Source organism: Paenibacillus sp. SRL342 (genome assembly GCF_984798905.1).
The window spans coordinates 2,640,701-2,664,198 of record NZ_OZ481790.1; the positions used below are offsets into that span (position 1 = coordinate 2,640,701).

The 23,498-nt window shown below is 48.0% G+C and carries 21 protein-coding genes; 19 read left to right on the forward strand and 2 right to left on the reverse strand.

Annotated features, from left to right (window positions below; genetic code table 11):
• The first annotated feature begins 21 nt into the window (after positions 1-21).
• The 10 genes from essC to AC4E8D_RS12235 all read left to right on the forward strand — a co-directional run bounded on the left by essC (position 22) and on the right by AC4E8D_RS12235 (position 14,605).
• Positions 22-4,026 carry a type VII secretion protein EssC gene (gene essC / locus AC4E8D_RS12190; protein WP_490206256.1) on the forward strand — a complete coding sequence of 1,335 codons (4,005 nt, stop codon included), beginning with the start codon at positions 22-24 and terminating at the stop codon, positions 4,024-4,026.
• Between the two features lie 16 nt (positions 4,027-4,042).
• Positions 4,043-4,873, forward strand: coding sequence for a hypothetical protein (locus AC4E8D_RS12195; RefSeq protein WP_221825187.1), 831 nt, complete (start codon positions 4,043-4,045; stop codon positions 4,871-4,873).
• A gap of 6 nt (positions 4,874-4,879) precedes the next feature.
• A complete protein-coding gene (locus tag AC4E8D_RS12200) occupies positions 4,880-5,428 on the forward strand; it encodes a WXG100 family type VII secretion target (protein WP_017689072.1) in 549 nt (182 codons plus the stop codon).
• A gap of 188 nt (positions 5,429-5,616) precedes the next feature.
• Positions 5,617-5,892 carry a WXG100 family type VII secretion target gene (locus AC4E8D_RS12205; RefSeq protein ID WP_017689071.1) on the forward strand — a complete coding sequence of 92 codons (276 nt, stop codon included), beginning with the start codon at positions 5,617-5,619 and terminating at the stop codon, positions 5,890-5,892.
• A gap of 158 nt (positions 5,893-6,050) precedes the next feature.
• Positions 6,051-8,126 (forward strand): protein kinase family protein, encoded by a 2,076-nt coding sequence (locus AC4E8D_RS12210; protein ID WP_221825185.1) that lies wholly within the window; start codon positions 6,051-6,053, stop codon positions 8,124-8,126.
• A 255-nt stretch (positions 8,127-8,381) separates the two neighbouring features.
• On the forward strand, positions 8,382-9,134 hold the full coding sequence (locus AC4E8D_RS12215) for a vWA domain-containing protein (RefSeq protein WP_124114120.1): 753 nt from the start codon (positions 8,382-8,384) through the stop codon (positions 9,132-9,134).
• A gap of 10 nt (positions 9,135-9,144) precedes the next feature.
• Positions 9,145-9,987, forward strand: coding sequence for a hypothetical protein (locus AC4E8D_RS12220; protein WP_221825183.1), 843 nt, complete (start codon positions 9,145-9,147; stop codon positions 9,985-9,987).
• Positions 9,988-10,170: 183 nt separating this feature from the next.
• Entirely contained in the window at positions 10,171-10,977 is an 807-nt protein-coding gene (locus tag AC4E8D_RS12225) for an SDR family oxidoreductase (RefSeq protein ID WP_221825180.1), read from the forward strand.
• 153 nt (positions 10,978-11,130) lie between these two features.
• A complete protein-coding gene (gene hrpB, locus AC4E8D_RS12230; RefSeq protein ID WP_221825178.1) occupies positions 11,131-13,650 on the forward strand; it encodes an ATP-dependent helicase HrpB in 2,520 nt (839 codons plus the stop codon).
• 349 nt (positions 13,651-13,999) lie between these two features.
• Positions 14,000-14,605: a general stress protein gene (locus tag AC4E8D_RS12235; protein WP_221825175.1), complete on the forward strand. Its 606-nt coding sequence runs from the start codon at positions 14,000-14,002 to the stop codon at positions 14,603-14,605.
• Between the two features lie 177 nt (positions 14,606-14,782).
• On the opposite strand, the gene AC4E8D_RS12240 is transcribed toward AC4E8D_RS12235, so the two are convergent.
• Positions 14,783-15,175 carry a YidH family protein gene (locus tag AC4E8D_RS12240; RefSeq protein WP_017689063.1) on the reverse strand — a complete coding sequence of 131 codons (393 nt, stop codon included), beginning with the start codon at positions 15,173-15,175 and terminating at the stop codon, positions 14,783-14,785.
• A 72-nt stretch (positions 15,176-15,247) separates the two neighbouring features.
• On the opposite strand from AC4E8D_RS12240, the gene AC4E8D_RS12245 reads away from it, so the two are divergent.
• From AC4E8D_RS12245 to AC4E8D_RS12275, 7 genes are all read left to right on the forward strand, one after another.
• Complete coding sequence (locus AC4E8D_RS12245; protein ID WP_221825173.1) at positions 15,248-16,396, forward strand: acyltransferase; 1,149 nt, start codon at positions 15,248-15,250, stop codon at positions 16,394-16,396.
• Between the two features lie 512 nt (positions 16,397-16,908).
• A complete protein-coding gene (locus AC4E8D_RS12250) occupies positions 16,909-17,283 on the forward strand; it encodes a replication termination protein (protein WP_036609188.1) in 375 nt (124 codons plus the stop codon).
• A gap of 2 nt (positions 17,284-17,285) precedes the next feature.
• Positions 17,286-18,293, forward strand: coding sequence for a Gfo/Idh/MocA family protein (locus tag AC4E8D_RS12255; RefSeq protein WP_221825171.1), 1,008 nt, complete (start codon positions 17,286-17,288; stop codon positions 18,291-18,293).
• A gap of 270 nt (positions 18,294-18,563) precedes the next feature.
• Positions 18,564-19,004, forward strand: a complete 441-nt coding sequence (locus tag AC4E8D_RS12260; protein ID WP_076318556.1) for a ribonuclease — start codon at positions 18,564-18,566, stop codon at positions 19,002-19,004.
• 14 nt (positions 19,005-19,018) lie between these two features.
• Entirely contained in the window at positions 19,019-19,294 is a 276-nt protein-coding gene (locus AC4E8D_RS12265) for a barstar family protein (RefSeq protein ID WP_221825169.1), read from the forward strand.
• 261 nt (positions 19,295-19,555) lie between these two features.
• Entirely contained in the window at positions 19,556-20,845 is a 1,290-nt protein-coding gene (locus AC4E8D_RS12270) for an MFS transporter (RefSeq protein WP_221825168.1), read from the forward strand.
• A 133-nt stretch (positions 20,846-20,978) separates the two neighbouring features.
• Complete coding sequence (locus AC4E8D_RS12275) at positions 20,979-21,671, forward strand: ArsR/SmtB family transcription factor (protein ID WP_221825167.1); 693 nt, start codon at positions 20,979-20,981, stop codon at positions 21,669-21,671.
• 189 nt (positions 21,672-21,860) lie between these two features.
• Here AC4E8D_RS12275 and AC4E8D_RS12280 read toward each other — a convergent pair whose 3' ends face one another.
• Positions 21,861-22,427 carry a TraR/DksA C4-type zinc finger protein gene (locus AC4E8D_RS12280; protein WP_036609176.1) on the reverse strand — a complete coding sequence of 189 codons (567 nt, stop codon included), beginning with the start codon at positions 22,425-22,427 and terminating at the stop codon, positions 21,861-21,863.
• Between the two features lie 199 nt (positions 22,428-22,626).
• Between AC4E8D_RS12280 and AC4E8D_RS12285 the strand changes: the two genes are divergently transcribed.
• A complete protein-coding gene (locus AC4E8D_RS12285) occupies positions 22,627-23,004 on the forward strand; it encodes a DivIVA domain-containing protein (protein ID WP_017689054.1) in 378 nt (125 codons plus the stop codon).
• 42 nt (positions 23,005-23,046) lie between these two features.
• Entirely contained in the window at positions 23,047-23,481 is a 435-nt protein-coding gene (locus AC4E8D_RS12290; RefSeq protein ID WP_017689053.1) for an Rrf2 family transcriptional regulator, read from the forward strand.
• Positions 23,482-23,498 lie beyond the last annotated feature (17 nt).

Here is a 23,498-nt window from a genome sequence, read left to right on the forward strand (position 1 = left end):
ACTAAAGGAGGTCTTCTCTTCGTGAATGTGTTATATCAGCGTTCTCCAAGAATGACACCGGTTCTCAAGGAAGAGAGACTCGAAATACTCAGGCCTCCAACAGAACCGAGCAAACCCACGTTTTCCATGATATCCATTATTGTGCCGATCATGATGACCATGGTCAGCATTGGTTTCTACGTATATATCAATATGACCGGCAAAATGAATAACAGTAATTATATGATGTTTCAGATGATGACGGTCATGATGATGCTTACTTCTTACACCATTCCATTCTTCGTGTATCTGAGCAACAAGAAATCATATCGCAAAAAATTGGAAGAACGAAAAATAATGTATCTTGCCCAACTGGACAAACACCGGGAAGAACTGAAAGAAGCTCAGGCGGAGCAAGTGAAGAGCCTGTACGAAATTCATGGTGATCCGGGTGTGTGTCTTCAAGTGGTGAAGAACCGGAACAGTTCCTTGTGGGAGCGTTCACCAGAGGATGATGATTTCCTTCAGGTGCGCATTGGTACGGGAGAGATTCCATTCCGCATCAAACTTCAGGTTCCGCGGATTGATGGTTATGAGAAGGATGAGCTGATTGAAGCGGCCCATGAACTTGCGGCTGAATTCCAGACGGTACCGGATGCTTCCATTACATTGCCTTTGTTCCAATCGAAGGTTATGGGACTTGTCGGTGATCGGGAGGAAGTGCTTGCTTCCCTGCGAGTCATCATCTCACAACTGACGGTACGCCATTCCCCGGATGAACTGAAGCTTGCTGCTTTTTATGAAGAGAAGGACAGCAAGGAATGGGACTGGCTTCGCTGGATGCCCCATATCTGGGATGAAGACCAAGGACAACGCTATATGGCCGACAGGCACAGCGGTGCGCATCAATTAGCGGACAGCTTGTTTTCCGTGTTGAACCGGCGCCGTAACAATAAGGAAGACCGCTACAAGAAAAGCATACAAACGCCATGTTACGTTGTGATTCTCTCCGATACACAATTGATTGAAGAAGAACCGTTACTTCCGCTGCTGCTGGAGTCGGCTCAAGACATTGATGTATGCACCATCATACTGGCTAATCGCAAGGAGTCTCTACCGATGCATTGTCAGTTGATTATGGATGCCTCCAAAGGCAAAGGGGTGTATATCAAAAAAACGGAAGATGCGGATGTTATTCAGCAAACGTACAAGCCTGATGTAATCTCGAAGGAGATGGCAGAGGCACTTTCCCGATATATGTCACCGATTCGTTTGAAGCGTTCATCTGCGTCGGATATCCCGCAACTGCTCCCGTTATTCGATATGCTGAGCACATCACGTGTGGAGGAACTGGATGTGGTGTCCAGGTGGGGACAGACAAGATATCCTGACACACTTCCCGTTCCTATGGGCGTAAGAGCTGGTGGCAAAAAAATTGCTCTTAACCTGCATGATAAAATCGAACGTCAGGGTCATGGTCCCCATGGTCTGATTGCAGGTACAACTGGTTCAGGTAAAAGTGAAGTCATCCAGTCCATCGTAGCTTCACTGGCTGCTGAATTCCATCCACATGATCTGGCGTTTATGTTGATTGACTATAAAGGTGGCGGTATGTCCAACACATTTGTCGATCTGCCTCATGTGGTAGGGACGATCACCAATCTGGATGGGAATCTGATCGAGCGGGCGAATATCTCACTTCGTGCCGAACTGGTCAGAAGGCAAAAGATATTAAATGATGCGGGAAATCTCCAGCATATTGATGAATATTATAAAATTCTGCGTTCCAGACATGAACAGCCACTGCCACATCTGGTTATTATCATTGACGAGTTTGCTCAATTGAAACGGGATCAGCCGGAGTTCATGGATGAATTGATCAGTATCGCGGCCATTGGCCGGACACTAGGGGTTCATCTAATTCTGGCAACCCAAAAGCCTGCTGGTGTTGTGGACGATAAAATATGGAGTAATTCGCGCTTCCGGATCTGCCTTCGCGTACAGAGTGAGGGAGATAGCAGGGACATGATCAAGATTCCAAATGCTGCCTGGATTACAAAGCCTGGTCGTGGATATTTCCAGGTTGGTAGTGATGAAGTGTTTGAAGAAATGCAATTTGCCTGGAGTGGTGCACCATATAACCAGCAGGAGGATTCAACGACGGTATTGCCTGTTATGGAAGTGCGCCTGAACGGTAAGCGGGAGCCTCTGTTAACTGGTGAGCGCAGAGCCGTTCTCAAAGGGGAAGATGTTCCGAAACAGCTTCAGGTATTTATTGATTATGTTGCACAGTCTGCAGCGGATGCGGGTATCCGTCGTTTGCCAGGACCATGGTTGCCACCTTTACCAGAGACACTGGAATGGGAAGGTCTTCAGGACTGGCAGGAAGAAGAGAATCGGGATTTGCTGCTTGATGGCGGAGCGAGTGGTTTGAAACCACTGGTGGGTTTGCTGGATGATCTCCCGAATCAACGCCAGCAGCCGCTCGCATTGCCTGTGGATCAAGGACATCTGGTCGTGTACGGCATGCCAGGACTGGGCAAAACAACATTTGTTCAGACCTTGCTTATGTCCCTGGCACGTTCCCATAGAACGGAGCCTTGGCATGGTTACATTATCGACATGGGCCGTATGATGAAGGATTTTGCAGCACTACCTCAGATCGGTGGCGTGATGATGGCTGAAGAGGAAGACCGGATCAAGCGATTATTCCGCTATATTCTCAAGCTGTCAGCACAACGTAAAGATATCATCTCGGAGGCGGGTGTTAAAACGATTTCGGCGTACCGCCGTTCAGCTCACGCCGCAGTCCCGCAGGTTGTGGTCGTTATTGATGGTTATCTTTCATTCCGCAATGCCTATCCGGAAGAAAATGAACTTCTGGAGACGATCCTGCGTGAAGGCGGAAGTCTGGGTATCACCTTTGTGCTTACTGCGAATCGGGTAACAGATGTATTTGAAAAATTCAGAAGCAATATTCCCAAGGCGGTTTCATTTGAGTTATCCGATCCAAGCGATTATTATTATGCCGTGGGAAGACCTTCCAAGGCGCCAAGTCAACTTCCGCCAGGAAGAGGTCTGGTCAAAGGGCAAGTGCCTCCGTTAATGTTCCAGGCGGCATTACCTTCTTCCGGGGCAGATGAGGGCAAGCGTTCATCTGCACTGCGCCGTACGATTGCTGAGATTCGCCAAGGCTGGACAGGCGAAGAAGCGCCGCAGATTGCTCCACTTCCGGAAGAGATCAAACTGAAAGATCTGCTCATTCAGACAGGATCTTATGGTCAGGCTTGGGATACATCGTCTGTAACTGTTCCTGTGGGACTGCTTACGGATGATCTGGAACCATTCGAGCTTAATCTGCGTGAAGGTCCGCATTTCATGGTAACGAGTCCGATGGAAGGCGGCAAAACGACATTTTTATTGACATGGATGTTATCACTGGCTTATCATGCTTCTCCGGAAGATGTGCAAATATACACAGTAGATATGCGTTATGGCTCAGGTGGGCTGGGGGAAATCAGCAGTTTGCCCCATGTCCGTGGACATGTATCGCGAGAAGAACAGCTTGCACCTGTGATTCAACAGTTGTACGATGAAGTTCTGAAAAGAGGCGAGATTTCCGGTGGACCGGAACTTGTGCTCGTTATCGACGATGCGGACACCTTGTCCAAGCAGCTAAACGATTTTAATGTAAAAGATCAATTGGGAGCGATTGTTCGTCAAGGAAGGGATCGCGGTGTACACGTGATTCTGTCCGGGGTTCCGGCAGACTTCCCAACCTTTGGTTCTGACTGGGTAACGGATGTGAAGGCTTCCCAGAGCGGAATGCTGTTCGGGACTTTAGACCCTAACGATCTCTCGTTCTTCCGTATACCTTATTCCGAATCTGGAGGTAGTACAGGTGGGCTGAAGGTACTGCCTCCGGGTCAAGGTTATTATGTAAAACGTAAATATTCCAGGGTTAAAGGTGCAGTTCCATGTGATGACAGCTGGAAAATGACCGATTGGATTTCTGAAATTCGTGACCGATGGCATGTTGTAGTTTGAGGGGAGGTGGCTCATAATGTTGACGGTTCATGATTCTAAGCAAAAGGTAGTCACGTTGCAAACAAAGGAACTTTTTTTCCTGGCTGGTATTCTCGGTTCAGACCGACTGCTTGGTGTGGAAGATCCGTTTCGCGGCTATATGGCGGAGGATATCGCGATGGAGTGGGAGCGTGTCAAAACCTCCCTGCTGGACAAAGGATATCTGATTCGGGATCAGGATACCGATGAGCTGATCATGACACCGACCGTTTTCTCCAGGGTAGCCATTGCCGGATTGTCCGACAGAGCTTGTTGGATTCGCTACACGATCAACGGAAAGTCGTATGAGAGTTATATCCATTGCACGGATGAGCGGGTCGTTGAAGTTTCCCGTGTTGACGACGTACCGGACTCGTTCCGGCTCAGCGATCTGGGAAGTGTTCGTGAAGCCATTGATGTTCTGATAGAGCGGATGAAATGGAGCGGCCATTCTCCTGCGGAGAAACCGGCCCTAATGTGCTCCAAGAAAAAATTTTATGATGTCATGAATGAGCTCGAAAACAGCGGGATACAGACCGTAGCAAAGGAGCTCGAGCAGGAGACAAGTGATCCTGAGGGCTCACTTGCACTGGCACGCTGTCTGGTGGGTAAGGAGTCAGACGGGGAGCTTAGGTTGCTTGTATGGAATGAAGATGGGTGGAAATCACAGTCGGCAGCATTTGCTGCAAGTGCGGTCTCCAACTGGTTGTTCCGGATGAGCACTGCGGCTTCAGATGATTGGCTTGTTGCAGCACTGACGACTAGAGAACAGTTTCACGAGATGCTGCTGGACTGGCTTAAACAGCCTGCAGGGGAAGAGGAAAGGTGATGGTAAATGCGCATTCGTGTGGAACCGGATGTGCTTCGGGCACTGAGCAAGCAGATTCAGTATGCAGCGGAGCAAATACAGCAAAAGATGACAGTGTTGGATCAGGCGATTCATTCGCTGGAGTGGGAGGTTGAATCCCGCGCAGCGGTGATGAATGAATGGAATCACAGTAAACGACTGGGCGAGGATGCGCTGCGTCGATTAATGGACTTAAGCGTACAGCTGGGACGCAAAGCGTTGTTATTCCAGCAGGCAGACATGGAGTATCGTTCCGTGCTGAGTCATGTGAACACAGCCTATGGTAATGCGGTCAATATGCTGAATGTTCTTCAGAACAATCGTACAGGAGAAATCATGCCTGCACATTCTGCAACTGTAGCTGTAGTATCCGATCCCCTTTCCGCAATGGCGGCCGTATATCGTGTACAGGATGCCGCTCCGCCTGATGGCTCCCCGGCTACACTGGTGCAGGCTATGCAGCCTGAGCCTGTAGCATGGAGATTCACAGATCCTTCCTTTCGGGGGAGAAGAGGGACCGAGCCTGTGGTTTCCTGAGCAAAGTAAATGAAAGTAACAGCAGAAAGTGAATTTTTTTTTTGTAAATAGGCTGTTAGGAGAAGTTTCAAATGCTGAAAATGGGGTAAATAGGATTAGGTCCTTCGGCTTTTGTCCGATCGATCCTGGTATAGTACAATTTGAACAAGCTAAAAATTTAATTGCACAAACCAAGGAGGAATTTACAAATGGCAGGACGTATTTTAGTTACCCCAGAGCAGCTTGATCAGGTTTCCAACCAATTTAAACAAAGCGGTGAGCAAAGTCAGCAAATCGTATCTACATTGACTCAATCCATCACAAGCATGGAAGGACAATGGGAAGGTATGACAAAGCAACGCTTCTTCCAGGAGTTCCAGGAAGCTAGCAAACAAATGCAATCATTCGTTCAAACGCTGAACAGTATCAGCGCTGAACTTACAGCTATTGCTAACAAATTCCGTACAGCTGACCAAGCTCGTTAATCTGCTTTACATAGATCAGGCCGATGTGAAGTCTGAATTCGTCCTGAATTATAGGTGGATAGCAAGCTGAAGATGTACAACTACAGCAAAAACCGGGCGTTTTCACAACACCCGGTTTTTGTTGCAACTATGACACTAGGACAGAGAGAGGGATAAGCATGTCTTTTCAACCAAATCCCGGGGATGAAGTGGTGATTAACGACATTGCCTATACGATTGGGCAACATCCGGCTGCGCCGGGTCTGGCTTATGCCCAAGCCGGAAGGCAGGGGATTGTTTATCAGTTGATACCCCGTAATGGTTCCATTCATGGGTCCAAAGCACTAAAAGTCTTTTTTCCTAAATTCCGTATTCCGGCTATGGTATATCAGTCTGAACATATGGAGTCTTATAGTGAACTGCCAGGTTTGCAGGTATGCAAGCGTGATGTGCTCACTCCGGAAAGAAACGGAGCGCTCATTGGAAAACATCCCGATCTGTTATATGCGGTGTTGATGCCATGGGTGCAAGGTCAGACCTGGTTCGATGTGATCAGTGATCAGAGACAGTTGACGGCTGAGGAGAGCCTGAAGCTGGCTAGAGCGCTTGCTGGAACGGGTTCGGCTATGGAACAACGTGGACTGGCTCATTGTGATATGTCCGCTCCCAATGTAATGATTCCGTTTTTTTCCGAAGTGGAGAACCTGGGGAAGGCGTCTGCGGTAGAACTTGTGGATGTCGAGCAGATGTACGGTTCCAAGATGGATCGTCCGGATGCCCTGCTTGCCGGGTCACCCGGTTATGCAGCCCATCGAACAGTGCACAGCGGTTTGTGGAGTTCATATGCTGACCGATTTGCCGGAGCTGTTATCATTGCTGAAATGTTAAGCTGGTCGGACCCTGTGATTGTAGAGAAAGCGTGGGGCGAAAGTTATTTTGACCAGCATGAAATGCAAACGGTGAGTGAACGCTATTATGCGATGCGGGAGTCCCTTGAGAAGCGTTGGGGTTCCAAACTGTCCGATCTGTTCATTCGAGCTTGGGAAAGTCACGATCTGAGCAGCTGCCCGACGTTTGGTGAGTGGTATGTTGCATTGGCTGCGGTAGACGTGAATCAGGCCAATGCGGCTGCTGCTGCGACATCGGAAGAAGAAGCTGCCAATCCGTCCGAAGCTGATGTGAATCTGAAAAAGAGCTCAGAACCAGTAATTGAACCGGTGAATACGCAAGACGGGAACCGTCCTCAAACGCCGCACTCTCCCGATCAGGAAGCGGTTGTGAACCGTCTGTTCCTGCAAGCAAGAGCCCTGGAGGATGAAGATAAACCGGCTGCAGCACTGGAAGTGTACCGCTCGCTTTATCATTTTATTCCTCATAACAGCGCGATGCAGATGGAAGTGGAGGCTGCAATCAAGGAACTGGATGCCAAGCTTAATCCAAAAGAAGACACAGACAAACCTGTACCTGTGCCATTCTACAGATCCAAAAAGTTCATGATATCCTCTGCTGTGCTTATTGTATTGCTGGCAGGTGGCGTGCCAACGGTCAAAATACTCGCCGATCAGGCAGAGGTGAAGCAGAAAGAACAGCAGGAAGCCACACGACTGGCAGATATCAAAGCTGCGGAAGAGGCTGAAGCAGCAAAGGCAGCTGCGCTCAAACAACAGGAAGAACAAGAGAAGCAAAAGGCCGCAGATGCTGCAAAACTGGACGCAGAGGAAAAGAAAAAGCTCGCTGAAGCCAAGCAGAAGGAAGCTGAAGCAAAGAAAAAGGAAGAAGAACGTAAGGCGTTACAGGCCAAGTACGACAAACAGGCGAAATATGAGGCCTTTCTGGTGAAGCAGGAACAGCAGAAGAAAGAAGCCGCTAAGAGAGCGCAGCAGGAGAAGTACGATAAACAGGCGAAATACGAAGCTTATCTGGTCTGGAAAAAAGAGAATGATGCGAAGCTTGCAAAACAGGAAGCGGAGCGTAAAGCGGCAGCTGAAGTTAAACGTCAACAGGAAATTGCTCAAAAAGCAGCTCTGAAGAAAAAACGTGCCCAGAATGTGGTCACGCTGATTGCTCATTACAATAAGACGTATAACGCGCAAAAAGGCAGAAAAATTGAAAATGCGGAAGCATATGCCCGTGATTTCAAAAATCTCTACAATACCGATGCTTCCTATTTCAAAGGTGTCGGCAAAGTGGCTGCTCGAATGAGTGCCATTAACAAATTCCTGAGCAACAACAGCTACACGTTGCCTAACTTATAATACGTGTTCAAAAAGGGCGGTTTTCAGTACCGAGAAGATGGGATGAAGCTAGAAATGGAGTAGCGGAGCGTAGGAAGAACTACGTGAGCAACTAAAATGTTTCCGAAAGAAACATACTTCGTAAGCATAAGCTTATTCGCTGAATTTCATATTCGATGCTGATGATGCCTACAGGCATCCATCGTAATCAAAAGAGGACTTTTTGAACAACTTCTTATAAAATAACACGTGAATGATGGAGGTGACTCATCCTAGATGAACTACACGATTCAAGCATCACAGCGTACACCTGCACTTATTATATATTTAATTGATATTAGCGCCTCCATGAACATGGTTCTGGAAAATCGTCGACGGATTGACGTCGTCTATGATGCCTTATCTCTCGCGATCCGGCAAATGGTATTTCGGTCTACTAAGGGAAATCGTCTGACACCGCGCTATCGTATAGCCATATTGGCTTACAGTGATGATGTATATGACTTGTTGAACGGAATCAAAGGGATTGACGAAATTGCTGCAGTTGGTTCTTTGCCTGACCTGACACCGAGACGGTTTTCAGATTCTGCGAAGGCTTTCCTGCAGGCGGAAAAGATTCTACAGGCCGAGATTCCGAATATGCAGGACTGTCCTGCGCCACTTGTATGCCACATGACCGATGGGGTGGCTACAGGTGAAGATCCCGAACCGATTGCCAAGAGAATCATGGGCATGAGTGTGCCGGACGGCAATGTGTTGGTCGAGAATATTTTTATATCGGATCATCTGCTGGATGGGCCAATTGCTGAACCTCGAAGATGGAAGGGAATCTCTTCGGAAACGAATCTACAGGATGAGCATGGAGAGAAGCTGCGGAATATGTCATCCGTCCTGCCCGAAAGTTATCGGGAAATGCTTGTTGAAGCTGATTATTTGCTTGCTCCCGGTGCACTCATGATGCTGCCAGGTACCTGTGCAGAATTGGTATCGATCGGGTTCCAGATGTCCGCTGCTACGCCTGTTAGATAGGAGGGGAATCATGAGAGCGATACGATTGGCAACATTGTCTGCTGGTGATAAGGGGGGCCATGTCGAGCAACGGCATGGCAACTTTCGGTATGTGAGTGTGCAGACCGGAGAACAGCCATTAACTCGTTATCAAGGTGCATTCAAGTGCAGATATGGTTACGGCAGAGCCGCAGAGACGGTTAATCAGGGTGATTCCGGACAGGATTTTGCTGCGGTCCGCATGAATGGGAATGTCTGCAATTTTGTATTATGTGATGGAGTAGGCATGAGTTATCTGGGCGACTTTGCAGCACGGTTTCTGGGAAATGCTTTGCTGGATTGGCTGGAAACGACGCAGCATCCGACGGTTGAGGCCGTGGAACGTCTTCTTCATGATCTGACCCTTCCTGCATCCGAGCAACTGGAGAAATTACAACCACTGGAAAGTTCCCCTCTGTTACTGCGTGAAGTATTAATGGAAAAACGAAGCCGTGGGAGCCAGGCCATGTATGTCTGTGGGCGGATTGAGCTCACGGGAGGAGGACGCAAAAGCCGTGTGTGGTTAGCGTGGCAAGGAGATTCACGTATTCGCCTTTGGCGCAATAATCAGGAACAGTCTGACATGTTCCAGGCACATTGCAAAACGAATGAGCGTTGGTCTACACTTGATGGTCCCGTGGGTGGCAAGCCGCACATCTATGAGACAAAAGGTTCAGCAGGCGATTCGCTGCGGCTCCAGTTATATACGGATGGACTGAACGACCTGGATGCCATTCAAGCCTATGTCCCGGATGAACACATTCAGGTACTGCTGGATGCTACACATACGGGCGGACTTGAAGATGATGCCGCTTTCATTGAGCTGGAATGGTGAGTGCCGGTTATAAAGTTGTGGACTGATCCTGAAGTTGCTGTGACGTTGGTGTAGATCAACGGTGAAAAAACTTGCTGGTGTTGATTTAAAAGACACTCTTTTTGGGTAATCTTGTGAAGAATTGATTTTGAGCTTGAACGTACATTCTTACATAATTGCTAAATCAAAGGAGTGGAATGGATAATGACACAACATAACGGCAAGTCACGGTTTCAAGGGAAGGTTGCAATTATTACCGGAGCAGGCTCCGGGATTGGGAAGGCCACTGCAGTCAAGCTGGCTAAAGAGGGTGCACATGTTGCATTGTTTGATCTGGTGAATGATCGGATCTCGGAAACGGAAGCAGAGATTAATGCGCTGCACCCTGGTGCGGCAAGAGCATTTGATGTAGACATTGCCGACCCGGCACGTGTGGAAAAGGCTGTACTGGAAACCGTTGAGTTATTCGGCGGTTTGGATATTGTTTTTGCCAATGCGGGCATTAATGGGGTATCGGCACCCATTGAAGAGATTCAGGTTGAAGATTGGCAGCAGATTATTACAACCAACCTGGATGGCACATTTTTCACCGTTAAATATGCATTGCCTCACTTGAAAAAACGGGGTGGCGGCAGCATTATCATTACAAGTTCGATTAACGGCAATCAACGCTTCTCAAGCTTTGGTATGTCGGCGTACAGCACATCCAAGGCAGGGCAGGTTGCTTTTGCGAAGATGGCGGCGCTTGAGCTCGCGAAGTTCAAGATACGTGTTAACGTGATCTGTCCGGGAGCAATTGCGACCAATATCGATCAAAGTACGGTCAAAACGGATGATCTGCAACAGATCATTATTCCAATGGAGTTCCCGGAAGGCCAGCAGCCACTTGCAGATGGACCTGGTCAGCCGGAACATGTTGCGGATCTGGTAAGCTTCCTCGCTTCGTCTGAATCCAGACATATTACCGGAGCAGAGATCGTCATTGATGGTGCCGAATCATTGCTCAGCTAAGTGAGCATTCTGGATAAATTCCATTTTACTTAAGTCGTGTCTTAGGATATGTCTGCGATAGTCGTTCCTCTGGAACGGCTTTTTTTGTTATAATGCTAACATTCGAATAGAGATACTGAAGAGCAGTAGGGTACATTCATTAGGAGCGATTATATGCATATAGAGTTACCGATACAAGAGGTTATTCCTGAATTAAGACAGTTATTTCGGAATCAAGATACAGGTGTGTTAATTGCAGAGCCAGGAGCGGGAAAAACGACGGTTGTACCGCTGGCTTTGCTGGAGGAGCCGTGGGTCGCGGGACGGAAAATCATTATGCTGGAACCCCGAAGGTTGGCTGCGCGTTCGGCTGCATCGAGACTGGCGGCTACGCTAGGGGAAAAGGCGGGGCAGACGGTAGGATATCGTGTACGCATGGATACCCGGGTGAGTCAGGTGACACGGATTGAAGTTGTGACGGAAGGGGTATTGACCCGGATGTTGCAGCAGGACCAGGGTCTTGAGGATACGGCGATGATTATATTTGATGAATTCCATGAGCGGCATTTACATGGGGATTTGGGTCTGGCTCTGGCCTTGGAATCGCGAGCGATGTTACGTCCGGATCTGAAACTGTTGATCATGTCGGCAACCCTTGATCCTGTTCCGGTCTGTGCATTGCTTGGTGAAGGCACAAGATCAATTCATTGTCCGGGCCGTACGTTTCCGGTGGAAACACGATATGTACCGAAACCAACAGCCATGCCACTGGAACAATTCACGGCTCAGACGGTGAACAGGGCATTAGCCGAACAGGAGGGGGACGTGCTTGTTTTCCTTCCTGGCGCAAGAGAGATACACCGTACAGAACGGGAGTTATCAAATGGATCTCTTCCTGGACATGTGAATGTTCATTCCCTGTATGGCAGTATGCCGGTGGAACAACAGGATGAGGCCATACGGCCGGCCCCTGAGGGCGCGCGCAAAGTGGTGTTGTCCACCTCCATTGCGGAATCCAGCCTCACACTCGCTGGAGTTAAGATTGTGGTGGACGCAGGGCTGAGTCGTGCATCGGCATTCTCGCCGCGCACCGGCATGAGCCGACTCGTCACCCTGCCGGTGTCCAAGGCGTCAGCCGATCAACGGCGGGGGCGTGCAGGGCGAATTGCCCCGGGGGTGTGTTATCGGCTATGGAGCGAAGAGGTTCACGGGGGACTGCCTGAGGCAGCACGCCCGGAGATCACCTCCGCGGATCTTGCGCCGCTGGCGCTGGAGCTTGCCGTCTGGGGTGTCCAGTCCCCAGCAGAGCTGCAATGGCTGGACACCCCGCCTGACGGCGCCTACGGCCAGGCACAGGCGCTGCTGCGCCAGCTGGGCGGCCTGGACGACGCAGGCCGCATCACGCCCTTCGGGCGGCGGATGAACACGCTTGGCGTGCATCCGCGACTGGCCAGCATGTTGCTCCGCGCAGCGGAGCTTGGGCTGGCCAGCTACGCCAGCATGCTGGCGGCACTGCTGCAGGAGCCTGCGGGCCTTCGCAGCAGTGGCAGTGCAGGCGCGGGCACGGACCTCCGCCCGCGCGTAGAGGCGCTGCTGACCGCGGACAGCAGCGGCATGTCTCAAGCGGCCGCGGCTGTCGCAGACGGCGCGGCCGTGCGGCGCATGCTCCAGGAGAGCCGCCAGCTGCGCTCGGCGCTCGGCCCGGCGGCCGATCCGGTGCGGCCGGATGAGGACAGCTGCGGATTGCTGCTGTCCTTCGCCTATCCGGACCGGATCGGGCAACGCCGGGAGGACGGCCGCTATCTGCTGAGCAGCGGCCGCGGCGTACGGCTCGCAGCGACAGAATCGCTGAGCCGTTCAGCGTATCTGGTCGCAGCCGAGGCAGACGACCAGGGCGCAGATGCTCGCATCCTGCTGGCTGCGCCGCTGCAGGAGCAGACATTGGTGCAGGCAGGGCAGCACTTGCTGCACAATGAAGTACAAGTGGCCTGGGATTCCAATACCCGCAGCGTTCGCGCACATAAGAGACTTCGTATTGGAGCCCTTGTGATTAAAGAGAGCAGTATTGCACAGCCACCTGAAGATCAGGTGCTGGAAGCACTGTTAACCGGAATACGGATGGAAGGGCTTGATTGTTTGCCCTGGACAAAAACATCCAGACAACTTGCGGACAGGCTGCGGTTCCTGCATCTCCATCTACCTGAGTGGCCCGACCTGATCGAAGATAATCTAACAGAAGAGTTGGCAGAACATCTTACCCCTTATCTGATAGGCATGCGATCGGCAGCCGACCTGAAGAGATTGTCGATGCAGGATGTATTACTGGGTGGATTGAGCTGGACGCAACGACAACAACTGGACGATGAAGCGCCGACGCATATACAGGTGCCCAGTGGTTCTCGTATTCCCGTGGACTACAGTCGTCCAGAGGACCCGGCGCTGGCGGTAAGATTACAGGAGATGTTTGGACAACAGGAGACACCGCGTATAGCGGGTGGGCGAGTCCCGTTGACCATCCACCTATTATCACCGGCTCAGCGACCTGTACAGGTCACACGAGACTTGGCGAATTTCTGGCGAGAGACGTACTTTGACGTCAAAAAAGACCTGAAAGGTCGTTATCCGAAGCACTACTGGCCGGATAATCCACTTGAAGCGGTCGCCACGAATCGAGCCAAACCACGGGGCAAGTAGATGAATTACTTCATTCTTTAAGACATCAACGATTCCATATAAACTAAAATGAAGACCCAAAGGCTAATAAGCCGTCCCCGGTTCCTTAGAATATCGTCTGGACAATTCACCAGGATCAGCCAGTCTGGACTTCAAGATGATTTGGACGCCCACGTCCTTCAACGTAGAGCATGCCTGACAACGTATCATATGCCTGAGTTTGAAGGCACACCATGATGAGGAATAAAAGGAATGAACCTCAGCAATTATTTGCTATCAACACATAGTATATTGACTTGCGAGCGTTTAAAAGAAACTTAGGCGGGTAATAACATAGCGAACCACTCAATAATATGAGGAGGAATTCACTATGCAGAAGAAAATCGTAGGTGTGTTTAATACAGAACGTGAAGCATCGCAGGCTATCGAGGGTCTGAAAGCACAAGGATTCACTTCAGACGAAATCTCCGTTGTTACACAGGATCGGGATGAACTGAAGGCTATTCGGGAAGAGACAGGTACCAAAGCCCCTGAAGGTGTGGCTGCTGGTGCAGCAACAGGTGGTGTCCTTGGTGGCGTAGCCGGTCTGCTCGCAGGTATCGGTGCACTAGCCATACCTGGCATAGGTCCCATTCTGGCCGCAGGCCCTATTGCAGCAGCATTTACCGGTGCAGCCGTAGGTGCGGGAGCTGGCGGACTGGTGGGTGGACTGGTAGGTCTTGGTATTCCGGAAGAGGACGCTAAACAGTATGAGGAGTATGTACAGAATGGTAAAATCCTGCTGCTCGTAGATTCTACGGATCGGGACTCCGATGTGTACGATGTGTTCAGTGGCAACAGCCAGCTTAACCGGGACAGAGCCGAAGCAGCTCATCGCGGAGATGTGCCAGCCGAACGTCCGGATCTGGATATGGAAGAACGCAGATTGGAAGCCCAAACCAAGGCAACGCGATTGGGTAACAATACATTCCTGTAATTTTGCCGCGAATTCGGTTGATATGAAATAAAACCCAATGACTTAATATCTGTAAAATGGAGTGACATATATGATCCACCAGATGGTCATTAGCCGGTTTCCTTAAGGGAAGCCGGCTTTTGTCCCTGTGTTGCATATGGGTGGGTGTCAATAATGTCGGATGGTGTTTTTACCCAGTCAAGCAGGGAATAACAATACATATAACAGTACAGCCAAAGCGAGTCCAATCACCAGTAGCATCATGGTAAGGAACCGGATTAATCCGGTCGATGCCTGAAACGTCTGTTCATTGATTTGTGTACGCTTCCGATGATAGGCTGCTGCCGAATATACAATGATGGATATGCCGCCAATCAGAGAAGTGATACCGGTAATAATCGCCGCAATATGTGCAAGCCGATCATACGCCGATGAATTGAAACCAAATCCGGCAGCAAGAAAGCCAATGCCCGCCATGGCAATACCTGTGCGTACCCAGGCCAGAAAAGTTCGCTCGTTAGCCAGATGTTGCTGGACATACTTGGAATCGGTAGTGGTTACATCTTTGTCTGTTAAAGAAATGTGAATCAACTCCGTTCATTAAATATACGGCTTCATTGTACTTTGTTTGTATCGCAAAACCAAGAAAGGATGGCTGAATGTATGCCTCGCAAAGAACGAATTACAGAAATAGAGAGCTTAAGGGGAATTGCCTTTGGAGCAGTGGTTCTCCAGCATTCCATCGCACATTACTCTCTGGTCCCGGAAACGAGACTGGAGGATGGGGTGTTACTGGCCATACTGCTGATGCTCTCCAAATTTGCAGTTCCTTTATTCATATTCATAACAGGGATGGTGCTTTTTTATAACACGGGAGACAAGCTGAATTATGGCCAGTTCATGAGAAAAAGAGTAAACGACGTGATCGTGCCTTATCTGATCTGGTCACTCATTTATTTTACACTAGCACCGCGTGGTTGGACCGGATTTGGATTGAATGACATCCCAGATCTAAGCTTGAAGTTGCTTACGGGCAAAACGACATCACACTTTTGGTACATCATTATGCTGATCCAGTTTTATCTGTTATTTCCGCTCTTCTTGCGGGCCATTCGTTATGTATATAACCGATATGAGGCCAAGGGACGCTTGATCGCATTATTGATTTCTGGTGTGGTGTATCTGGTACTTGCGGATCAATTAAGAAACATCGCCAAATTCATGGAACGACTAAATATACCGGTGCTGACAGATGCTTTTACAACGTATGCAGACCGCAATTTCCTCTATTTTTTTATTTATTTTGTGCTAGGTGCAGCCGCGGGGTTATCCGTCCAGCACTGGAATGAATGGATTCATCGATTGCGCTGGATATACTGGACAGTGTTTATTGTTCTGGGTCTGCGGTTTACTTATTTATTAATGCTGGAGTTTCAGAAGCCGGAAGGAATCAAAATTACATTTTACACAGTCAGCTTGATCCGCCCTGATATGGCACTCTTTCTGATCGCTTCCATTATGGTCATGTACCAGCTGGCCGGGAAACTGCATAACCTCAGGGCTACACGATTGCTGGGATGGATTGGTGGTGTATCGTATGGCGGTTATCTGATGCATATGTTGATGCTGCGGTATAGCTACATTCCAGATGAGTTGTTTTACGTTGCTATGGGCTGGAACCCTGTCGTCCGAATGATCATCACCTGGTTGTTGGCTCTTACATTATCCTGTGTACTGACATGGCTTATCTCGCGTGTAAGCTGGGGCAAATGGATTGTGGGGTCTGTACCCAAGCCTGCCCGCAATAGATGAATATATCAACATATGAAAAATTCACAACAAAATCACACCTGTACAGGATTGTTCAGGTGTACGAGAGTATACGATCACAAGATACAGAAGCACAGGTAGTACAGCTTTTACAGCTTTTGCACAGACTTTCTTGTCATTAAAATTCGATCTCACGACTCCCTGAGCCCTGAAATAAACAATTTTTGAACTAATTTCATAACTCACTAAAATGAATTTCTGTAACTGGATATAGACAAATTGAACGGTTTCGATCTATATCCAGCCTTGATTGAAGCAGCTAAAGGTATTATGAAATTAATTCTTTTGAATAAAAATTAAAATTTCATTACCTGAAAAATTCACAACAGAAAACCTTTTTCCGTGCTTCCCTCAGATTAACGCGAATTCACACGATTTCTTGCTCGTCCTCCTTGAAGATAGATAAAAGGGAGGCAAAGCGGAGAAAGATGGCAGAACACGAACATAAGTTTTATAATACTAGATATATAGGTTCTGACAGGAGGGGAATGAACGTGGCTTTTATGATTGCACAGCGGGCATTTATCAAGCTGTATCTGATTACGATGGTTGAACAGCACAGGGGGTATGGTTACGAGATGCTGGAGGCGATGAAGCAGGAATTCAAAGACTACGGTTATGTACCACCCCAGAGCGAGGTATATCGGGCACTGCATGAATTGGTACAGCAAGGTGTTTTTTATCGGACAAAGAAACTTAAAGGCAATGATCCAAAGGTCGATTTTCAGGAAATCGTTTTATATCATTTTACAGATGATGGTGCGGAAAAAGCTGAGTTATACAAAAAACAGGTCAAAACGGATCTGGATCGTTGTCTCGGCATGTTACACAAGGCAGAAGAGGACAATTACGGTACGAAAGGAAGATGAGCATGAACAGACAGTTACAGTGGGGAGTACTCGGTACGTCAACCATTGCCAAAAATGCAGTCATTCCGGCGATCCAGCAGTCTGAACGTGGTGAGGTGTTGGCGATTGCCAGCCGCAGCAAAGAAAAGGCGGAAATCCTTGCCGAAGAACTCGGCATTGCCAGATCGTATGGCAGTTATGAAGAGCTCATCGCTGATCCGGACATCGAAGCCGTCTATATTCCTTTGCCTAACCATATGCACAAAGAATGGACCATCAAAGCGGCACAGGCTGGCAAACACGTGTTGTGTGAGAAACCTGCTGCCTTGAATGCAGATGAATCGGCAGAAATGATCGAGGCGTGTGAGCAGCATGGTGTTCTTTTTGCAGAAGCGATTATGTATCGATATCATCCCAAGCACAGACGTGTGCTAGAGATTATAGCTAGTGGAGAAATAGGCATCGTCAGAGCCATCCATGGTAACTTTACCTGTAATACCGCTGATGACAAGGAGAATGTAAGGTTCAAAAGAGAGATGGGCGGCGGATCATTATTCGATCTTGGCGTGTATCCGATCTCGGCAGCCCGGATGTATCTGGGACAGGAACCGGAAGCGGTGACAGTACACGCTCTATTCTCGGACGAGCATGATGGCGTGGATATGATGGCGTCGGGACTGGTAGAATTTCCGAATTCAGTAGCTTTAACTTTTGACTGTGGCATGTGGGCTTCAGGACGAGCGGAGATGGAGATTCTTGGGACGGAAGGGCGGATTGAACTGCCAAAAGTGTTTGGCTGGGAGAACAGTGATATTCCACCTCAGATTATTGTGCACACGGATTCGGTCAGCCGTGAGGAGCGTGTATCGGTGTCGAATTCCTATGTGCTTCAGGTGGAGACGTTTGCAACGGCTGTGCTTGAAGGTGAAGCCCTACCATTTAGTCCGGAAAATACCATTCAAAACATGCGCGTTATTGATGCATGCCTGGAATCGGCTCGAACTCGTCAACGTGTGCAATTGATCGATTAGATTAGGTCAGCTCAGTTTAAACATACTAGAAAAGTAGACTCCATCTTCAGGGATGAGAGTCTTTTTTTTCTGTCTTAAAATGTTAGAATTATAATATTTTACAAATTAAACGTCTTCATTTGATATTTCTACCAAAATGATGTGATATAAATAGTCATGAGATGACTTGTTTACTATAATCTAGCAGAACATACAACTAGACCGTTACAGCTTGCAGAACGCATATCGTGACAACGTTCATCTACTTTGAGGGATCGGGAGGCCGGATTGATGAAAAAGTTGATATCCACCGCATTACTGGCATTGTTGTTAACGTTTGTTTTCCTCACAGGTTCACAGTTCACTCCAGTCGGACAGCAGAAGGCATCTGCTGCAACATGTACCATCATCAATACGTTTACAGGTGTAGCAAACTATTTAAGTGCAAACGGAACGTTGCCATGTAACTTTATTACCAAATCACAGGCAACAGGACTTGGCTGGGTAGCGTCAAAAGGAAACTTGGCTGTAGTTGCTCCTGGCAAAAGCATCGGTGGGGATACATTTGGCAATCGGGAGGGGCTGCTGCCTTCGGCCAGCGGACGTACATGGCGCGAAGCGGATATTAACTATACTTCCGGCTTCCGTAATTCGGATCGAATTGTGTACTCCAATGATGGGCTCATCTACAAAACGACAGATCACTATGCATCATTTACACGTTTGAAATAGAGGAAGGAGCAGCCATGAATACCGTGATTCTGGATGGAGAAGACTTTACGAGTAGCACTGAACTTCATCAACAATTAAAGGATAAGCTGAAGCTGCCGGATTTTTATGGCGGTAATCTTGATGCATTGTGGGATTGTCTGACGGGTACGATTGAACTTCCACTTGAGCTGAAATGGACCAACTACCTAATCAGCGAAGAACGCCTGGGGAATGAAGCAGACCGGGTACGTGATTTGATGTTGGAGGTACAGGCTGAGCAAGCTGGATTTCAATTGCGTCTTGAGAAGTAGGCAGCAAATGAAGGCAGTTCAAATATAATCCGTCAAGCCGAGCAGACCACATGTGGTCTGTTTTTTTGTGTTATAGGAGGTTGTTCAAAAAGGTTGTCCCAAAAATCTTTGTGTTGATTACGAATCATCTGAAAGAAGAACGAGATTTTACTTTTCTTCCTTGTCGTTAAAATTATTTTCACGGAAGTATTGATTTCTGCATAACTTACGTTAAAATAAAATTAACATGAAAAATATTTTAACGTTGAGGAGTGAAAAGGGATGAGCGATAACACAGCAGTTGGCAAGCAAGGTATGGGTGAGTTAATACGAATCAGACCGTACATGCAATTTATGCTTAGTAAAGTTGTATCCAGATTTGGTGATTCGATTGACTCGATTGCTTACAGTTGGATGGTGTACATTCTAACCGGTTCGAAAGTGCTGATGGGTACGTTGCTGGCGGTGAATTTTTTGCCCAATATCCTTCTGGGTCTGTTCGCCGGGGCTTTGGTTGATCGCATGTCTCCCAAAAAAGTGATTGTGATTACGAATACCGGTCGCGGGTTGTTGGTGGGGATTACAGCTCTGCTGTTTGGATTGGGCCAACTTGAAGTCTGGCATCTGTTTGTTATTACAATTCTGAATTCTTTGCTGGAATGCTTCACTAGTCCTGCGGAAGTGTCCAGTGTCCCCCGATTGCTTCCCCAATCGATGCTGCTTTCGGGTAATGCCATGTCCTCTTCCGCAACCAGAGTGGCCGAACTCGCAGGACTTGCAGTGGCGGGTGCCCTTATTGCTACAATAGGCATTGCCTGGACGATCTTGATTGATGCGGGGTTGTTTGCGCTAAGTGCTTTGATTATGAGCCGAGTAGGCTACCCTGAAGCCTTAACATCTGTTAACAATGAAGATAAAACATCAATTGAAATAAATTCTCTTCCATCCGACAAAAGTAGTATATTCTCCGAAATGGCGGAAGCTTTTCATTTTCTCCGTAAACATGCCTTATTGTTAATTGTCTCCATCCTGTTTGCCTTCGTTAATTTCTGCCTGATGCCGTTTAATGTTCTCCGTATACCCTATGTCATTGAAACGCTGCATGCTGGCGCTGGGGGATTAAGTCTGCTTAGTGGGCTGATGGTGGGAGGCATGCTGCTCAGTGGTGTATGGTTGACACAAAGGGGAGCGAATTATCGTAAAAGTGTGCTGGTCATCAGCGGTATTGTCATGTTGGGTCTCAGTTATGCGATGACGGCACTACCCGCTTATATGACTTCCTTCCAACTGCCGGTTGCAGCGGCCTTTTGTCTACTGATGGGTATGGGGATTCCGCTGGCTACAACACCGCTGGCCACCTATCTTATGGAAGTTACCCCTTCGGAGATGCTGGGCAGAGTGTATGCCCTTCAGGGTATGCTCGTCTTGAGTGTTTCACCCCTTGGGAGTCTGGCTTCGGGAGCACTTGCAGATTGGATGACCATGCCTGTTCTGTTTATCGTTTCTGGTATTATGCTTGCCATGTCCGCAGGTATGCTGTTATTTAGCAAAAGTTTTCGAAGTGCTCTGTGAAGATATTCAGAAGTGATCCTTAGCCGATTTTCTGTATCAAGTCATTTCTGGCTCGTTTTGACCGAAGTCCTGACGCAGCGGTATAATAGAGACATCGATGGACAACAGGTACCCCGGAAATGAGGATACAGGGATGGAGCACAAGGTTCTTTCAACAATTGAAGAAATTAAAATCTACTCCGATCCGTATCGGATTCAGATTATGAATATGTTTAACAAGCAGGGCAGACCATCCACTGTCAAAGAGATCGCCGACCAGATGGGTGAGGTGCCAGCCAAAGTTCACTATCATGTAAAAAAGCTGGAGAAAATCGGTCTGCTGACCATCGTTTCCACACGTGAGATTAATGGGATTATCGCAAAATACTACGAACCATTCACCGGAGAGATCCATCTCCGTCACGAAGATGAAGATAAGGAAAACTCTCCATTGAAACAGGTGTTTCGATCCGAGACGCTCAAATTATTAAATGAGATGTTCGAACAAAGTCGTCAGCGATTCATGCATCAGGCGGAAAACGAAGATCGGATGTTTCTCTCGGACATCACGCTGTATGCAACCCGTGAGGAAGTAGAGCAGTTGTATAAAAACATCATAAAACTCTGTGAACCCTATACTACAAAAGAGAATCGACAAGGGGAACAGGAGGTTTTTCAGTTATTCTCTGCTCTCTCCAAACCTATAGTGAAAATACCTGCTTCTAAGACAAATGCAAAAGAGAAAAAGAATGCTACGTCTGATAAGGACAAAGCAACTCCGAAAACGTCTCGATCTGTGTCTAAGCGACAGGAATCTGCATCATCTGGTAGTGAGTCGGAAGAATAAACGGATGGAATACATGGGTTCAGCCTTATCGCTGGAAGCAAGTAACCGCAAACGTGAGAGGCTGCTTTGGAGAAAACTAGAAAAAGCCGCCCAATGGCGGCTTTTTAATGCGTGATAAGGAAGGCTAATGGTGGAGCAGCCTATGGAATCAATTAATTTTGATGCCTACCGTTTCAGTTCATAACGAAGTTACATGTTCTCATCGTAGCCCTTCACATCACGTTTGGCTGCGGTTGCGGGGGAGTTGGATGTGCCATATTCTTCAACTGCTTCCCAGGCATCTGCGTTGTCGAACTTGCCCGCTCGCTGCTGTCTTCCTTCTCCAGCACCACTTGGAGGCATGGTCATCACTTCTTCTTCAACGGGCCGATCGTTGCTGATCTCCCGATTAGGTGTGTCGTCAATACAGTAAGCGGTATAAGGGATAGCCTCAAGTCGTTCGAAAGGAATATCTTCTCCGCACGTTACACAGGTTCCGTATGTACCTTGTTCCATACGTTCCAATGCGTCGTTCACTTGATTGAATTCGTCTGTTAATGTATCGTCAATCGCCAGATCACGGCTGCGTTCAAATGTTTCTGTACCGGCATCTGCCGGATGATTATCGTAGGAGGACAGCTCACCGGTTGAATCTTTCAGCGACTCGACTGGAGCACCGTCTTCCATGCTGGATTCAAAATGACGCTGCAAGTTTTCACGTTGCTCCAAAAGGGCGTTTTTCAGTATTTGATGTTGATCTTTAGTTAATGTACTCATAAGGACATGCTCCTTTCCCGTTGTGGGGTGTAGTGTGTCTTTACCCGAATTGGAAGAAAAGCAATCATTTTCGTGAGGAATAGGGCTGTATCGTTTTATATCTGACGGATTATGTGTTATAAAAAATAGAGAGAGAAATTGCCGTGTGTTCTTCCCAGGAAATAGAACTACGGCTTGGCTTATAATGGAGGTTGTCAATATGGATGAACATATGAAACGAAGATTGGATAAACAAAGACAATTGTTCAAACAATTGGGTGTGCAGCTAGATGCGTTATCGATACATGAAAAACAATTTAATTATAAACTTCGTGGTTATGATCCGGATGAGGTAGATGCTTATCTTGATCTGGTCATCAAAGATTACGAACGTTTCTATGCCAATATTGCAGATCTAATGGACAAATGGCAAGAACAGCAGTTAACGATCCGCGATCTCAAGTCGTCCGCGAAACCGGTGGAAGATCCAACCAAGATTGATCGCAAACAGCTGGATGATATTGTGAAACAACTGGAATACAGTGTGCGACAGCTCAAGATCAGAGCACGTCCCGAAAAGGATCTGTTCTCTGAATAAGGTCGGCATGTCCTGGATTATATTAAATAAAGGTGGTTAATCATGAGTACTCATTTTTCGGTCAGTGTGCATTGTTTGTTGTTATTGTCACTCAGCGCGCCTGAACGAATCACGTCTGCACATATTGCAGGTAGCGTGAATACCAACCCTGTCGTCGTCAGACGTATTCTGGGCGGGCTGAAAAAGGCAGGATTAGTGAACTCCTCTCCTGGAACAAGAGGTTTCTACTTAGCGAAGCCATCAAGTGAAATCACATTAGCCATGATCTATCAGGCTGCCAAGGACGAAGGTCCATTGTTCCCGATTCACGGCAATTGTAACCCGGATTGTGAAGTGGGCTTGCATATAGACAGCTTGCTGACCAATCTGTATCAGGTTGCCGAGGCGAAGGTGGAGCAGTTCTTTGCATCCATTACACTCGAAGATATGGAACGTTCCTGTACTCAGATGCAAGCTGTTCCATCACAGACAGAGTAGATTGCAACAAGACGAAG